The sequence below is a fragment of the Paraburkholderia sp. SECH4 genome (assembly GCF_030511745.1).
GTDB lineage: Bacteria > Pseudomonadota > Gammaproteobacteria > Burkholderiales > Burkholderiaceae > Paraburkholderia > Paraburkholderia madseniana.
The window spans coordinates 151,572-165,770 of record NZ_JALOCP010000006.1 but is presented as its reverse complement, the minus strand read 5'-3'; the positions used below and the strand labels follow the sequence as shown (position 1 = coordinate 165,770).

Sequence of the window (14,199 nt, the reverse complement as noted above, 5' to 3'; positions counted from 1 at the left end):
GTTCGCATCGCGTCGCCGGCCACGCCTCAACATTGAGGTCGCGAATGGCGACGATGGTCATGAACAGCATATCGGCGAGCACTGCGGCGCACTTCGCCGATTAGGGCCGCATTTCACGACCAGTTCGATGCGTAACCACGTTTCACGAGTCACCGCCATGCGCTGCCCACCTGCACATAAAACGCGTTCTGCCCGGGCCCGTGCGCGACGTCGATCCCCATCGTCACGCCGAGCTTGCGAGCAATCAGATAGCGAAACCCTGTGCCGAAGCCGAACGCGGTGGGTGCATCCGAAAATGAATGCAGATGGCCGTAGGCTTTACCAACGCCGCCGAAGCCGAGCACCGACCAGCGCGGCGTGACGTTCCAGCGAATTTCGGCTTCCGCGGTAAGCTGGTTGTTGTCCTGGAACTTCGCATCGGACACGCCGCGCAGCGACACATACGGCTGCGCGAAAAACGGAATGTTTCCTTGCGAGAAGCCGGTGTCGGCACGCAGGCCGAGCACCCAGCTCTTCGACAGCGGAATCCACTGGTAGCCGCGTGCCGTCTGCTCCTGAAAGTTGGTGGAACTGCCGAGGCCGCCACGCGCGAGGTTGGCTTCCAGCTCCGCATAGGTGCCGCTCGACGGATAGAACATGTTGTCGCGCGTGTCGTAGTCGACCACCACGCCGCCCTTGGCGACGCGCTGATCTCTCTCGAACTCGCGAATCCCCGCCGGAACGCTCGCGTCGAAACGCGTGCTCGCGTCGAAGAAGGTATAGCGCGGGCCGACATACCAGTGACTATTGCCGAGCCTGAACAGGAACTGCTGCACGAGCGCGATACCGTCGAGCTGATAGGCGCGCGGCTGGTTCTGGATGCCGTAGTAATTCAGATGCAGCCCCACCTTGCCAATTACGCCGAGATAGCGGATGTGGTCGTCGTCCCAGGTGTGGAAGTGCATCAGCCCCGCGCCCCAGCTATGCGTGCCGGTCACGAAGCCGCCGAGGCCGGTGATGTTCGGCGGCACTTTGGCGTCGTCGGGCGCATCGGCGCTTTTCGTCGGCAGCGAGAAATAGAGCAGGCCGAGGCCCAGGCCGTAGCCGACCGCCGGCTCGGTGATCAGCGTCGGCACAGGCAAGACGCCCCTATGCGTCAGCAGAAGATTGCTCAAGTCGAAAGCACCGTCTTCGGGATCGGTGAATTTCGACGCCGCGCGGCCGTGGACCGACACGAGCAGCAACGCCGCGACCACCGCCGAGGCGCGCAGCGATCGTCTGCGGGGCACCTCGGACTCGCTCGGTGGAGCGGCGTCGACGGGAAACGGCACACACGAGGAGCGACGGATCACCAGATGCATGCTCCGTTACTGGAAGGTGGCACTAATCGACAGTTCGACCGCATTCCCCTTAGGCCGGTTGCTGACGTTGAACTCGTTGACCCAACGCAGCGACGCCGACACCGGCGTTTTTTGGACCTTGCCAGACCACGTGACCATCGGCCCGATACCCACCGAATGCCCCTGATTGCCGCCGGTGGCATCGGCCAGGCCGCCGCTATCATGACCGATCTGCTGGATATAGCCGCCCACCACGCCCACACCCCAGCCGCCGCCAAAGCGCTTGAGCGCGAGCAGGTCGAGCACGCTGACCGGTGCGTTGTGATAGTGGGTGTCGCCGTTCGGCGTATAGAACTCGACGCCATAGTTCAACGACAACTCGATCTCTTCTTTCGGGAACAGCTTCGTGTACGAGACCGTCGGCGTGAAGGTCCACGTGTTCTGCCCGGCATTGGCGAGGCGGCTCGAGGTGTACGCGCCGGTCGGCGCATAGATCTGTAGGCTCAACGCGATGTGGTCGGTTCTGGTCAGGTGATAGCCGGCCACCACCGGCGTGAAGAAGAGGTCGGCGAACTGGGTGCCATGATCGTTCGGCAAGCGGCCATGAAACGACGACACGTCGGTGTACTGGATCGGTACGCCGAACGAAGAAGCGAAGTTCCAGCCGCCCGCCGTAATGCCCCAGGTCTTGATCGCATTCACGAGCGTGTACACGATCGAATAGTCGAGCCCGGCGGTGACAGTACCGGCAATCGGGATCGTCTTGCTCGCACCGAGCGAGCCTTCGTAGTAAATCGTGTTGGCCGACACGATCCAGTCGCTGGTGGGCGGCACCACGCCTGCGTACGGCGTGACCTGCATGCCGGTGATCGGTCTGCCGACGCCACCTTCAGTAGCCCACGCTTGTTGCGAAAGACCCACGCCGGCGGTGGTAAGAAGCGCACCCGTGCACAACCTGGCGAGTGACCGGCTTGCGGACAAACGGTTTGTGCGACTCATAGTCATCCTCATGAAATTAACTTTCCGCACTTCCACTTTGCGAAACAAGGTTTTGACACACCGCGGCGGCAAGCCGCACGCGTGCATATCGGCGTGTTTTCTTACGGTTCACGCTTGACCGGCGGCGGCGTCCAACTGCCGTCGAGCGCCGGTTGCTGCGGCCAATAGGCGCGGACATACAGCGAGAACGCTTCATTGGCGGGCGCCGGCAGCCAGTTGGAGACCTTGTCGTCACCGGGACTCGTGTTCTGCACGTAGAGCGTCAACGAGCCATCCGCATTGAACTTCAGGTCCTTGTTCTTGGTGCCGAGCGAGTAGCGGTTCTGCGGGTTCGGCGAGAAGAAGTGATGCGAGTTGTACAGCGTCAGCGACCAGAACCCCTTGACCGGAGGCAACTGATCCTTGGCGAACGTCACCGTGTAGCGTGCGTTGCCATCGAGACGCTGACCGGATGCGTCGGCGTCGGCGTAGAAATACTTGGTCTCGTTAGGCTTGTTGACGAAGATGTTCGACTTCGCCACCGCCGTGCGTGTGAAGTAGTCCGTGCCGAACGCGGCGCCGTTGCTGATGGTGTTCCAGTTCGCCGGCAGCCGCTTGCCAAAGGTGTTGAAGTTGAACAGCGGCGTGACCAGATCCGCTTCGGCCTTCGTCCCTTCCTCAACAATCGCGGTCTTGATTGCCGGATCCTTCTGCGCCGCGACGATCAATGCGCGCGCCTGCGCGTAGAGCGCCTCTTCGCCGCGTTGCGGCGGCGTCTCGTCGAGCACGGTGGGCAGCATGTCCCAGAAGCGGTTTGGATCGACCCACTTGATCTCTTCGGCGTTGCCGCCCGCGGCACCACCGGCCTCGCCGAAGCTCGGCAGCTTCGACCAGTCGGTCTCCTTGACCTGGCCGTCGTACTCGGCGAGCGGATACAGGCCAACCTTCGCAATCACCGACTGCACGGCCACGCGATCTTCAGGCGTGTCGTCCATGAAAACGCGCGGAATAAAACTGCCGACTCCGGTCGACGAGCGGAACACCTGGCGGATGCCCTTCGGCACCTGGCCGTGCCAGTCAGGGCCCGCTAGGAGATAGAAGCCCGGACGTGTGCCGTACATCTTGCCGAGACTCGCGAAACCGTCGGTACGCAGATCGACGGCCTGATAGACCCAGAAGCGTTTGCCAAAATCGGGCACCTGCACGACCACCGGCGTCTGATTCAGATCGAGGATCGAGGAGCCGTAGACCACGTCCTGATTCGGACACGCAACAAATCGCTCCTGCGGCTGAATGTAGTCGCGCAGCATCGACAGATGATTGGGCGGCGCAACCGGCACGATGCCGCCGTTCAGACCCGGCTGTGGGACCTGCTTCATCGCCAGCAGACGGCCGTAGACGTTCACCATCGGCCACGCCCAGAAGTAGGTCTGGCGCGCTACCAATCGTGCGTATTCTTCAGAGATCGCGTAGCCGGCCACCGGGCCCGGCACGGACGCCATAGTGGCCGTTGCGTGGGCAGGCTGGTCCTGCTGCGTCTTCGCCAGAATGGGTGCAGCAACCGACGCCAGCACGGCGGCCGTGACCCATGTCGCTGTTTTCTTATTCATATTGTCCTCAGGTTCGTCCATGCGCGGCTTAGCGCTTTTGGGGCTCGGGGAATTTCCAGTCGCCGTCGAGCACCTTCTCATCCGGGCCATAGATGCGCATGACGAGGGTGTACGCACCAGTGGGCGCCGGCAGCCAGTTCGACGTCTTGTCCGCACCCGGCGACGTGTTCCGCACGTAGATATCCAGCGAGCCATCGGCGCCGTACTTCAGGCCTTTGGTGCGATCGCCGATCGAGTAACGGTTGATTGGATTCGCAACCAGATGGCGCGCGGGCAGGTCGTACAGCGTCATCGACCAGAAGAATTTCGCGGGCGGCAAGTCCTTCTTGTCGAAGTGCAGCACGTACGGCTCTGAGCCGAGCAGTTGCGCGCGTTCGCCGTTCACGCGTGTGCCGACGTACACCGCTTCTTCCTTGGTATTGCCGTAAATCCCCATCGCCGCCGCGACGGCGCGCGTGGTGTAGTCGTCCTTCAGATCCGCACGGCTGCCGAACAGGCTGAACGAGCCAGTGGTGTGTTTTTCCGCGTCGGCCAATGCGGCTTTGCCGTCTGCGACACCGGCTTCGAGCGCGGCGCGCGTTTCCGGCGTCACGGTGGCCGGATCGAACGGCGCGCCCGGCGCAATGCCGATCTTCGCGAAGCGCGCCATCAATTCCTGCTCGGACGGCGCCGGCGGCTGCGTGAACTGCAGCATGAAGTTCAGATAGGCGATGAAGTCGACCGAAGTCGCCTTCGCTTCATCCCACTTCGGAAAATCGAGCTTCGCGACGGGCGGCGGCGCAGCCGTATGTTCGAAGGCGGACAGCGGCGTGAGCTTGTATTGCTTCTGGATCGCCTCGACGTTTTTGACGTCGCTCGCGCCGTTGAGCGCCGTGCGGCCGAGCGTCAGGATCAGGTCCGTCTCGGAGCGGAACACCTTGTCGATGCCCTTGGGTGTATCACCGTGCCAGTTCGGGCCGGCGAACAGATAGTGGCCCGCGCCGTTGCCCGTGGCGCGCGAACCGACGTACGCGAAGTTGTAGGTGTACAGGTCGATCCACTGGAAGACGTAGTAGCGCTCTTTCGGCACCGGGGGCACCGTCAGCACCCACGGCTCGCGACGCAGATCGAGCCACGCCCACGAGTACGGCGTGTCGTTGTTCGGCGTGACGATGTCCTTGTTCTCAGGACCGTACGGATGCGAGTAGTTGCGGAACTTGCCGAAGCCGCCCACATAAGACTTCGAGCTGGAATCGAGCGCCTGCTCATAAAGCGTCTTGTAGTTGAACAGCATCGGATACGCGTAGAGGAACGCGTCTTTGGCGATCGCGCGCGCTTCTTCAGGCGAGGCGGTGACGGCCGCTGTCGCCGCCGTGGGGGCGCTCGCTTGAGCGACGGCTTGCGTATGCGGTAACGTGATCAGTGACAAGGCCGCGATGACTGCGCAGGTCGGCAGGCGTTTGAATAAGGTCATGGTTAAGTCCTCTGTTTCTGTACTCAGTTTTTTGTGCTTATTTGCCGAACGTCATGTTCAGCCCGGCGAAGATGGTGAACTTCGGCACGCCGGCGCCTGAATGCGCTACCGAGTATTGCGGCTCGATAAACGCGTTGTAGATGGTCGAGCCGCCTTTCCACGCTTTGCCCGCACCCAGACCCACCGGGATGTAATAGCTGCCATGCTGCAGGTCGAAAGTCCAGGTGCCGGTCGAGCGGATATACCAGCCGCCCGGCAGGTTGAAGATGCCGAACGGCTGCGCGGTGAGCGATTGCGTGGTGGGCCGGCTGCTTTGTCCCGCGAACGAGTGTTGCCACTGCACCAGGGCGCCGAGGAGCCGCGCCTTCGTCGCGCTGACGGCGACCGCGGCAAGACCGGCCTGCCACTTGCCGGTGCCGAGGCTCGGGTCGGTGGCGGTCGGCATCGTCACGAGCGGGCCGACGCCGACCTGCACGTCGCCTTGCGAGAGCAGGAAGATGTCGAATAGATTCAGGTCGCCGAGGCCGGTGTTATAGCCGCCGCTTGGATCGGGCCGCGTGCTGACCGGCACCGTGGCGCGGAAAATTTCCGGCACGCCGATCAGGCTGTTCGGGCCGATCGGCACGGTGGGGCGCAAGAGCAGATCGTTGGTGTGTGCGCTCGCGCCGAACACGCTCGGCGTGTAGTAATTCTGGATGTTGAATGAGGCGGCCAGATTAAGCGGGTTATTACTCTTATTGGCTTCGTCGGCCGATGCCTGAGCGAACGCCGGCGACAACACCACCGAGGCGGCGTATAACGCTACCGACCCAACCACGCTTTTACAACCCATTCGCGCACCTCGTCTATGGGCATTTCTTATAGGCGAACGCATTCTTTTGCCCGATGCAAATAAAGCAGGAGCAATGGCATTCGTATTTTCGAATTAGGTCGAACTAACGCAAACTAATCGCAGGCGTAAGTTCACCTCACCCGGTGGCCACGCGCAACCGGGGAAATATGCAAAGCGGATAAGATGCGCGATTAATTCGCACTAAGTCTTTCGAGCAAGCTGGAAAGACGGTACGGCCGGATACAGGGCTTGCATGGACGCTCCTTTCAGACTCAAGAGACGCCGCACCAAACGACGCATGCGGAGGTAAAAAATTCACAATCCGGGAGTGTTGTGGCGGAATAGTAGCAAACGTTTCAGGAGATTACAGAGATAAATTTGTAACGCGATAGAAATCTACGCAATTTCGGACGGAGTTAAATTTTGGCCGCCATTCTTATTCCACACTTTTGCCACTACGTTGAGCATTTGTTTGCTTGTTGCATAAAAAGCTGCATAGCGGCATACGCCATTTGACAATTACCGGCATTCACGCCGTCGTCCAAAAAAAGCAACAAAATGGGCTGCAACAAGCGCCGTGTCCCATTAGACTTGCGCTCGCTTAAAGTTTGACCCACCGCTTTTGATGAGGCTTTTATGATTCGCACGATGCACCGGTACTGCATTGCTTTGACCGTTATGGTTCTTTCAGCTTGTACCGTTACGCCGCACCACGACGCAAGCGAGTCGCCGACCGGCGCGTCGACCGCCGCAACTCTCGCGTCGTGGAACGATACTGCGAGCAAACGCTCGATTGTCGATTTCGTCACGCTGGTCACGACGCCAGAGTCGAAAGACTTCATCCCGCGCGCCGACCGGATCGCCGTATTCGACAACGACGGCACGTTGTGGCCGGAGCAACCCGCCTCGGTACAACTGGTGTTCGCGTTGCAACGGGTGAAGACGGTGGCCGGCCGGCATCCGGAATGGAAACGGCAGGACCCGTTCCTCTCGATTCTGAAAGGAAATCTGAAGAGCATCGCGGCGAGCGGCGACGCCGGTTCGATGAGGCTGCTGGCGGCGGCGCATGCCGGCATGACCAGCGATCAATTCGCCGCGCTCGTGCACGAATGGTTCGACTCCGCGAGCGACCCGCGCTTCAATCGCCCGTACGCCGACCTCGCTTATCAGCCGATGCTCGAGTTGCTCGCCTATCTGCGCGCCAACGGCTTCAGGACCTATCTGGTGACGGGCAGCGATGTCGAGTTCGTCCGTGAGATCGCGCAGCGCGTGTACGGCATTCCGCCCGAGCAGGTGATCGGCAGCACCGTCAAATACAAGTACAGCCAGACGAACGGCGCCGTAGCGTTGACCCGGCTTGCCCAAGTCGACACGCTCGTCGATGGCGCGGCCAAACCGCTTGCCATCGACCGCGCGATCGGCCGGCGTCCGGTGATCGCGTTCGGCAACGCGGACGGCGACGTGCCGATGCTCGAATGGACCTCGGCTGGCGACGGTCCGCGCCTCGCGGCGCTGCTGCACCACACCGACGGCGAACGGGAGTATGCGTACGATCGCACGGCGAAAAGCGGCAAGCTCGACAAGGGTCTGGACGAAGCCGGCGCGAAAGGCTGGCTCGTCGTCGATGTGAAGGATGACTGGAAGACGGTCTTCAAGACGGATAGCACAGCAACGGCTGCGGCGGCGCCGTCCAATTAAGGGCGGCTGGTTGGGAAGGCCGCGCTTCGCTGCGGCCTTCCCGGTCTTTCATCACGCGCTCAGCGGCTCAGCGTGATCGCCAGATAAGCGGCGTAGAGCACGCCGCACACCAGCAGCGCCCACACCGGCACGCCGCGCGCGCGCACGTTGATCCGCAGCCACGCGGCGGCGGCGAGCGTGATCACGATACCGGTCACCACTTCGATACGCGGCGTCCACGGTGTCAGCAGAATCCCGATGGCGGGCAGCAGCGTGCCCTGGAAAACCATCGCGCCGGTGATGTTGCCGAACGCCAGCGTGTCCTTGCCACGGCGAATCCACAGGATGCTGTTGACCTTCTCCGGCAACTCGGTGGCGATCGGAATGATCAGCAGCGACAGCAGCAATGGCGAGACGCCGAGCACCTGCGACACGCCCCGCACACCGTGGATGAAGCCTTCCGCGCCCCACACCAGCAACGCAACCGCCAGCACCAACTGCACGGCAATGGTCGCGAGATTGGTGGGCAAGCCAAGACGCGACAGCAGCATTCTGCCCGGCGCTTCAGTGCCGTGACCGGCGTCGACCAGTTTGTTCGATGCACGGAACGTCATCACCACATACGCGATGTACACACCGACCAGCGCCGCGCTGAACAGCCCCCGTACGATCATCTCTTCATGCGGCACGTACATTGCCGCGGCGGCCAGCACAAAGGCGCACAGGAAGTAGTTCAGATCGCGCGTGAAACCCGTGCGTTCCGGCGTGACCCAGCCGCCGGCACCGCGCGAACCGAGAATCGCCAGCGTCATCAGGAAGGTGGAGAGGGTGGAGAGCATGAGCGGCGCGCCGAGAATCGCGCCGACGCCGATCTCCTGATTGACCGCGCTATCGGTCGTGCCGCCCGCAATCGCGAGCAGCGGGACGAGGGTTTCGGGCAAGGCGGTACCGACCGCCGCGAACAGCGAACCCGTCACGCCCTCGGAGATTTTCAGACGCTCGCCGAGATGCTCGAGGGCATTGGTGAAGAGCTCGGCCGCCACGAGAATGACGACCAGCATGATGGCGAGTTGGAACAGGAGACCGGTCATGCGTGGCTCCCTGCAAATGCAAAGGGGAAGCGGCACAACGGACCGGCAAGTGGGGAGACTGGCAGGGCACAACGATGTTTCACAGGGCAACTCCGCGGTCGGACGAAAGTAACGAACCAATGACGCACCGCGACCCGTCCGACCAGAACGAAGCAGTGCGCCAATGGTCTCGCCAAACCGACCCGGTCGAACGCGCCATGACCCGCAGGCCAAGTATGTTGACGCGCTCTCCTTCAAAGGATGAAGGAAGGCTACTCCCCAGTGACTGGGGGATTCTAACGGGACGGGCGGCTTTCAACAAGCTTGGAATCGGGCGCGTGGGCCGGCGCCCTCTGGTTTTGCTACGGCCGTCCGGTGATGCGACATCAGCCTCGCAAGCGTGCGATGGCCCCACTGGTAAGATCACTCACCGTTTACGACCGCAGTGAGTGTTCACATGAGTTTTCAAAACCGCCAGTGGTTTTACGTCAAGCGTCCTGAAGGACGCGTTGGCGATGAGCATTACGAGTTACGCGAAAGCGAACTCGACGACAAATTGTCATCCAATGAGGTGCTCATCCGGGCGCGCATTATCAGCGTCGATCCGTACATTCGCATCCAGCAGCACGAACGCAATACCTACGATGTGCCGCATCCACTCGGCATCGTGCAGCGAGCGGGCGTGGTGGGTGAAGTGGTGGCGTCGGCGAGCCCGCTGTTCAAGCAGGGCGACTGGGTGTCGGCCTATAGCGGCTGGCAGTTGTATGCCAAGTGCCATCACAGCGAACTGGCCAAACTGGACCCCGCCGCGGCGCCGGTTTCGACCGCGCTCGGCGTGCTCGGCATGCCGGGACGCACCGCGTGGTTCGGTTTGATGGAAGCGGGCAAGCCGCGTCCGGGCGACACGCTGGTCGTGTCCGGTGCGGCGGGCGCAGTCGGCTCGCTGGTCGCGCAGTTCGGCAAGCGCGCCGGATGTCGCGTCATTGGGATAGCGGGCGGTCCGGACAAGTGCGCGTTTCTGACCGACACGCTGAAGCTCGACGGCGCGGTCGACTATCGGGCGCATCCGACGCTTGAAGGCTTGCAGTCAGCGCTGCAGGCGGCGACCGGCGGCGTCGATGTCTATTTCGACAACGTGGGCGGCATGGTCACAGATGCGGTGATTCCGCTCATCAAGCGCCGCGCACGGATCGTGATCTGCGGCGCGATCGCTCAATACGACGGCGGTCTCGACACGCCGGACCTCGCGCCGCGCTTCCTGCAGCACATGCTGTTTCAGCGCGCGACGATTCAGGGGATTCTGGCGCGCGATTTTACGCATCGGATGGATGAGATGCTGCAGACGGTTGCGCCGTGGGTGAAGAACGGTGAAATCGTTTATCAGGAGACTTACGTCGATGGGTTTGACGCGTTGCCGAACGCGCTGAATAGCCTGTTTGAGGGGAAGAATCTTGGGAAGCTGCTGGTGAGGGTATGAAGGTGTGAGTTCCTGAACGACAACCCCGACGCTGGCCGGGGTTGTCGTTTGTGGATTGTTTATTTCCGTTTGCTGCGTCTTTGCAGCATGGCCTCGGTCTCTGGCGCGGTCATGTACCTGCCGGCAACTCTGTAGTCATAGTCCGGGGTGATGGTGATCTGTCCGAGCCGGTAGTCGATGGTGAACCGGACCTGGTGTCCGGGCAGGAAGCCGGCGTGTTCGAGCATGGCATCGGTAACCTGCATCCAGGGAAAGGCAGTACGCTTGCCGCGTTCGTGCGTGCGGTCTGCTTCAAGCGCAACGGAAATGCGCGTGACGTGTTCGTCGCGTGCGCGACGTGGTTTAAGATTGGCATCAGCCATGGTCAACTCCTTCGGTGAGTTGGTGGTGGTCAGCGGGCCGTATGGGTTGCCGCCCATGCGGCCCGCGCTTCTTCTACTGCATCAAATCTCCTTCCTTACCGCTGGCTCTGTGCCAGCACCGTATCAAGCATCTCGGACACGAAGCGTTGCCGCGCCTTCGGTAGCCGGCTGATCGCCTCGATCTGCTGTTGCAGCTTAGAGGACGGACCGCGTTTGCCGTCTGGGGTGACGTTCTGCCCCAGCAGTTCATCGGATGAAAGCCCAAGCGTTCTGGTCAACTCCGGTAGCAGTGAGGCAGGCAGCCGCAGCCGCCCACCTTCGTAGTGAGCGAGGGTCTGCTGGGCAATGCCGAGCTGCTCGGCGAGTTGCTGTTGGGTGAACTCGTGGGCCTTGCGGGCGCTGGCGATACGCGCGCCCAGCGCCTTGAAAAACTGTTCGTCCTTTGGGTTCATGGCTAAGCTCAGCGGTGAAAGTCCAGCCATGATTGTAGCTCTGGATTGTGAGTTAATAGGTTGATTTACATCATAATGGAGTACTCCACAATCGAGTTGTTGTTAATCAAAACCCTCTTGATTGGTTTTTAGACGGAGGACGGATTCATGCCGCGCATCCATCAGGAAGAACTGGAAACGCGCGACGACCCGACGAGCGACCGACACCGAGACCACTTTCGCAAGCCAGGCAAGTAAACGTAGTTACAAAAACCTGTTACGGCCCTTTGTTTTTGTAACTACAATAACCATATGAAAACGACTCACGACCAAACCAAGAGCAACGCCAACGAGCAGAAGCACGGCGTATCTCTGTCAATCGCCGAAGCGATTGATTGGTCGTCCGTATGGTGCGCACCCGACGACCGCAAGGATTACGGCGAGTTGCGCGAAATTGGCTATGCCGTGATCGACGCCCGCCTCTATTGCGTCGTGTTCACGCAGCGCGGCGAAACCTTTCGGGTTATTAGTCTGCGCAAGGCGAACAACCGGGAGATAGACCGCTATGAAAAAGCAACCCAAATTGATCCGTAACACGCCCGAAGAAGAAGCCGCGATTGCTCGCGGCATCGCGGCCGACCCTGACACGTTCGAACCGACCGATGAACAGTTCGCACAGATGAAGCCGCGCGGCGGCCGACCTAAGCTTGCGCACCCGAAAGTCGCGGTGACGATTCGATACGACGCTGAGATAGTGGAGCGTTTCAGAGCAAGCGGCGAAGGCTGGCAAACGCGCATGAACGACGCACTGCGCGACTGGCTCAAGACACACCACGCATGAGGTGCTAAAGGAGTCGGGAGGGTGGGAAACGCTGGAAATGGTGCAACGCTACGCGCACCTGTCAGCCGATCGCCTGGCACGTTGGGTTCAGCTGCACACACCGTCGTCGACCTACAGATGACTGCCGGCCGACTATATTTTCACTGTGCTGGGGGAAACGGTGAAGCAGAGAAACCGCTGAAAGCCTTACGGCTATTGGTGCGCCCGGCTGGGATCGAACCAGCAACCCCTGCCTTCGGAGGGCAGTACTCTATCCATTGAGCTACGGGCGCTTCAACACGAAAGCGCGGCAACCTGAACAGGAGCGACGCCAAAGCGAGACCGAAAGGATACCCGGTTTCGGCCAAACCGTCCACCGGACGGCCTATATGGCGGGATTGGGCGCCTCCTGCCCGCCATCCAGGGGGCACCGGCCGCACCTTTCGATGCGGGTAAACGCCTGCTGAACACCTCGCCGCGCCCCTCGCCGCCGCCGAAATGTTGCGTCTATAATCGTCCGTGCCTGATTAAAGAACAAGAAGTTGCCGTCACGCTGTACCGCTCACATACCCACGGAGACGAGACAAGCATGAGCGAAGCACCACACGGAGCCCCAATCAAAACCCCCGGGCAGCTCATCGCCGCGATCATTGCCAGTTTTGCGGTACCGATCGTCATCATCGTTCTGCTCGTGATCTACGTCGATAATTCGACGCGCACCGGCGCCGGCACGGACAGTCTTTCCGACGCCGAGGTCAGCGCGCGCATCAAGCCGCTCGCGCAAGTCGACATTCGCGACGCCAATGCGCCGCGCGTCTACAAGTCCGGCGAAGAGGTCTACAAGGCCGTTTGCTCTGCGTGTCACGCGTCGGGTGCGGCAGGCGCGCCGAAATTCACCAATACCGCCGACTGGGCGCCGCGCATCGCGCAGGGCTTCGACACGCTGTGGCACACGGCGCTCGTCGGCAAGGGCGCGATGCCCGCGCGTGGCGGCACCAGCCCGGACGACTACAGCGACTTCGAAATCGCCCGCGCGGTGGCTTACATGGCGAACAATTCCGGTGCGAGCTTCCCTGAACCGGCGCAACCGGCAGCGGGCGCGGCGGCCGCCGCGTCTGGCGCTGCTGCCGCCGCGCCGGCGGGTGCTTCGGACGCTGGCGCCGCACAAGCCGCTGCAGCAATGGCGGCCATGGCCAGCGTGCCGCAAGCGGCTGCGCCAGCAGCGGGCGGAACCCAAAGCGCGGACGCCTCTCAAGCCGGCAAGGCGCTGTATCAGCAGGTTTGCCAGGCCTGTCACGCGGCCGGCGTGCTGAACGCACCGAAGTTCGGCGACAAGGAAGCATGGGCGTCGCGCCTGAAAGACCCGATCGACACGGTCTACAACTATGCGCTGCACGGCAAGGGCGCGATGCCGCCCAAGGGTGGCTCGACTGCCTCCGACGCGGACGTGAAGGCGGCCGTCGACTACATGGTCAGCGCGGCGAAATAAGGCGCTTCTGGCGGTTGTCGCAGGACAAAAAATCCCTGCACCGTGGCGACACGGGCAGGGATTTTTTTATCCGAAATGCGCTTTATGCGCCGTCGGCCCAGGCGCCTGCCGATGCAACCGCGGTGCGGCTGAACGCCTCGACAAATGCCAACGCCGGCGTGGTACGAGCCAGCGACGTCAAATGCGTGTGCAGGTCGGCAGGCACTAGCCACGGATAGCTCAGCCCATCTTGCAACGCTTCGAGCAATTTGCCGTCGACGTCCGGCACGACGTCCATGCGTGCGATGTGGATATGGAACCCAGTGACGGCCGGCGCCGCGTCGAAAGTCCACCGATACACTCCGTGGCCCACGCGCAATGCGCCGGTTGCCCGTTCGCGCATCACCACCAGCCAGGGTAAGGCGTCGATCGTGCCGTTGTCCACCGCGAGCGAATCGCACACGTAATAGGTGCGGCACTGCGCGTACTGCGCGCCGAAATCGGTGACGAGCGTTTTCGTGATCGCACCAGCCCCGACTGTGCGCGCCGGAAACGCGATATTCGACGTAGCGAGCGAAACGGTGAGGACCGCATCCGGTGCGAAGGCCACGGCAATGCGATTAGCACGCGTGTTGTCTTTTGCGTCGATGTAGGTTTCGAGCGCGCGGCGATAGTGCGCGAGCGGCGGCGTGTGCATGCGAG

General features: G+C 61.8%; 14 protein-coding genes, 1 tRNA gene, 1 pseudogene and 1 riboswitch. Of the genes and pseudogenes, 6 read left to right on the top strand and 10 right to left on the bottom strand.

Annotated features, from left to right (window positions below; genetic code table 11):
• Window positions 1–149: 149 nt before the first annotated feature.
• From M0D67_RS11485 to M0D67_RS11465, 5 genes are all read right to left on the bottom strand, one after another.
• On the bottom strand, window positions 150–1,268 hold the full coding sequence (locus M0D67_RS11485) for a BamA/TamA family outer membrane protein (protein ID WP_266238855.1): 1,119 nt from the start codon (window positions 1,266–1,268) through the stop codon (window positions 150–152).
• 78 nt (window positions 1,269–1,346) lie between these two features.
• Window positions 1,347–2,318, bottom strand: coding sequence for a transporter (locus M0D67_RS11480; protein WP_171925315.1), 972 nt, complete (start codon window positions 2,316–2,318; stop codon window positions 1,347–1,349).
• A gap of 101 nt (window positions 2,319–2,419) precedes the next feature.
• Window positions 2,420–3,907, bottom strand: coding sequence for a DUF1254 domain-containing protein (locus M0D67_RS11475; protein ID WP_266238854.1), 1,488 nt, complete (start codon window positions 3,905–3,907; stop codon window positions 2,420–2,422).
• A gap of 28 nt (window positions 3,908–3,935) precedes the next feature.
• Window positions 3,936–5,360 (bottom strand): DUF1254 domain-containing protein, encoded by a 1,425-nt coding sequence (locus M0D67_RS11470; protein WP_171925313.1) that lies wholly within the window; start codon window positions 5,358–5,360, stop codon window positions 3,936–3,938.
• Window positions 5,361–5,397: 37 nt separating this feature from the next.
• Window positions 5,398–6,192: a hypothetical protein gene (locus M0D67_RS11465; RefSeq protein WP_171925312.1), complete on the bottom strand. Its 795-nt coding sequence runs from the start codon at window positions 6,190–6,192 to the stop codon at window positions 5,398–5,400.
• A gap of 636 nt (window positions 6,193–6,828) precedes the next feature.
• Between M0D67_RS11465 and M0D67_RS11460 the strand changes: the two genes are divergently transcribed.
• Entirely contained in the window at window positions 6,829–7,890 is a 1,062-nt protein-coding gene (locus M0D67_RS11460; protein ID WP_266238853.1) for an HAD family phosphatase, read from the top strand.
• A 59-nt stretch (window positions 7,891–7,949) separates the two neighbouring features.
• Here M0D67_RS11460 and M0D67_RS11455 read toward each other — a convergent pair whose 3' ends face one another.
• Entirely contained in the window at window positions 7,950–8,960 is a 1,011-nt protein-coding gene (locus tag M0D67_RS11455; RefSeq protein ID WP_171925310.1) for a sodium:calcium antiporter, read from the bottom strand.
• Between the two features lie 100 nt (window positions 8,961–9,060).
• Window positions 9,061–9,232, bottom strand: a riboswitch (yybP-ykoY riboswitch).
• A gap of 164 nt (window positions 9,233–9,396) precedes the next feature.
• Between M0D67_RS11455 and M0D67_RS11450 the strand changes: the two genes are divergently transcribed.
• Window positions 9,397–10,416, top strand: coding sequence for an NADP-dependent oxidoreductase (locus tag M0D67_RS11450; RefSeq protein WP_266238852.1), 1,020 nt, complete (start codon window positions 9,397–9,399; stop codon window positions 10,414–10,416).
• A gap of 59 nt (window positions 10,417–10,475) precedes the next feature.
• On the opposite strand, the gene M0D67_RS11445 is transcribed toward M0D67_RS11450, so the two are convergent.
• Both M0D67_RS11445 and M0D67_RS11440 read right to left on the bottom strand, forming a co-directional pair.
• On the bottom strand, window positions 10,476–10,778 hold the full coding sequence (locus M0D67_RS11445) for a hypothetical protein (RefSeq protein WP_171925308.1): 303 nt from the start codon (window positions 10,776–10,778) through the stop codon (window positions 10,476–10,478).
• A 95-nt stretch (window positions 10,779–10,873) separates the two neighbouring features.
• Entirely contained in the window at window positions 10,874–11,230 is a 357-nt protein-coding gene (locus M0D67_RS11440) for a helix-turn-helix domain-containing protein (RefSeq protein WP_233465125.1), read from the bottom strand.
• Between the two features lie 291 nt (window positions 11,231–11,521).
• Here M0D67_RS11440 and M0D67_RS11435 point away from each other — a divergent pair, with 291 nt between their 5' ends.
• The 3 genes and pseudogenes from M0D67_RS11435 to M0D67_RS11425 all read left to right on the top strand — a co-directional run.
• Entirely contained in the window at window positions 11,522–11,803 is a 282-nt protein-coding gene (locus tag M0D67_RS11435; protein WP_154566465.1) for a BrnT family toxin, read from the top strand.
• Window positions 11,775–12,050, top strand: coding sequence for a BrnA antitoxin family protein (locus M0D67_RS11430; RefSeq protein WP_154566466.1), 276 nt, complete (start codon window positions 11,775–11,777; stop codon window positions 12,048–12,050). Before M0D67_RS11435 ends, M0D67_RS11430 begins: the two co-directional genes overlap by 29 nt.
• Window positions 12,049–12,171, top strand: a pseudogene (locus M0D67_RS11425) (site-specific integrase); the annotation flags it as partial. The gene M0D67_RS11430 and the pseudogene M0D67_RS11425, both read left to right, overlap by 2 nt.
• A gap of 75 nt (window positions 12,172–12,246) precedes the next feature.
• On the opposite strand, the gene M0D67_RS11420 reads toward M0D67_RS11425, so the two are convergent.
• Window positions 12,247–12,322, bottom strand: a tRNA-Arg gene (locus M0D67_RS11420).
• A 296-nt stretch (window positions 12,323–12,618) separates the two neighbouring features.
• Between M0D67_RS11420 and M0D67_RS11415 the strand changes: the two genes are divergently transcribed.
• The gene (locus M0D67_RS11415) at window positions 12,619–13,518 is read left to right on the top strand and encodes a cytochrome c5 family protein (protein ID WP_171925307.1); all 900 of its coding nucleotides are present in this window, start codon (window positions 12,619–12,621) and stop codon (window positions 13,516–13,518) included.
• Window positions 13,519–13,600: 82 nt separating this feature from the next.
• Here M0D67_RS11415 and M0D67_RS11410 read toward each other — a convergent pair whose 3' ends face one another.
• Window positions 13,601–14,194 (bottom strand): hypothetical protein, encoded by a 594-nt coding sequence (locus M0D67_RS11410; RefSeq protein ID WP_171925306.1) that lies wholly within the window; start codon window positions 14,192–14,194, stop codon window positions 13,601–13,603.
• Window positions 14,195–14,199: the final 5 nt, after the last annotated feature.

What these genes read in the sequence shown, in the direction of transcription:
- M0D67_RS11475 (WP_266238854.1), bottom strand. Translation starts at nt 3,907, where the DNA reads ATGAATAAGAAAACAGCGACATGGGTCACGGCCGCCGTGCTGGCGTCG.
- M0D67_RS11470 (WP_171925313.1), bottom strand. Translation starts at nt 5,360, where the DNA reads ATGACCTTATTCAAACGCCTGCCGACCTGCGCAGTCATCGCGGCCTTG.
- M0D67_RS11445 (WP_171925308.1), bottom strand. Translation starts at nt 10,778, where the DNA reads ATGGCTGATGCCAATCTTAAACCACGTCGCGCACGCGACGAACACGTC.
- M0D67_RS11465 (WP_171925312.1), bottom strand. Translation starts at nt 6,192, where the DNA reads ATGGGTTGTAAAAGCGTGGTTGGGTCGGTAGCGTTATACGCCGCCTCG.
- M0D67_RS11460 (WP_266238853.1), top strand. Translation starts at nt 6,829, where the DNA reads ATGATTCGCACGATGCACCGGTACTGCATTGCTTTGACCGTTATGGTT.
- M0D67_RS11440 (WP_233465125.1), bottom strand. Translation starts at nt 11,230, where the DNA reads ATGAACCCAAAGGACGAACAGTTTTTCAAGGCGCTGGGCGCGCGTATC.
- M0D67_RS11480 (WP_171925315.1), bottom strand. Translation starts at nt 2,318, where the DNA reads ATGAGTCGCACAAACCGTTTGTCCGCAAGCCGGTCACTCGCCAGGTTG.
- M0D67_RS11430 (WP_154566466.1), top strand. Translation starts at nt 11,775, where the DNA reads ATGAAAAAGCAACCCAAATTGATCCGTAACACGCCCGAAGAAGAAGCC.
- M0D67_RS11455 (WP_171925310.1), bottom strand. Translation starts at nt 8,960, where the DNA reads ATGACCGGTCTCCTGTTCCAACTCGCCATCATGCTGGTCGTCATTCTC.
- M0D67_RS11415 (WP_171925307.1), top strand. Translation starts at nt 12,619, where the DNA reads ATGAGCGAAGCACCACACGGAGCCCCAATCAAAACCCCCGGGCAGCTC.
- M0D67_RS11435 (WP_154566465.1), top strand. Translation starts at nt 11,522, where the DNA reads ATGAAAACGACTCACGACCAAACCAAGAGCAACGCCAACGAGCAGAAG.
- M0D67_RS11450 (WP_266238852.1), top strand. Translation starts at nt 9,397, where the DNA reads ATGAGTTTTCAAAACCGCCAGTGGTTTTACGTCAAGCGTCCTGAAGGA.
- M0D67_RS11410 (WP_171925306.1), bottom strand. Translation starts at nt 14,194, where the DNA reads ATGCACACGCCGCCGCTCGCGCACTATCGCCGCGCGCTCGAAACCTAC.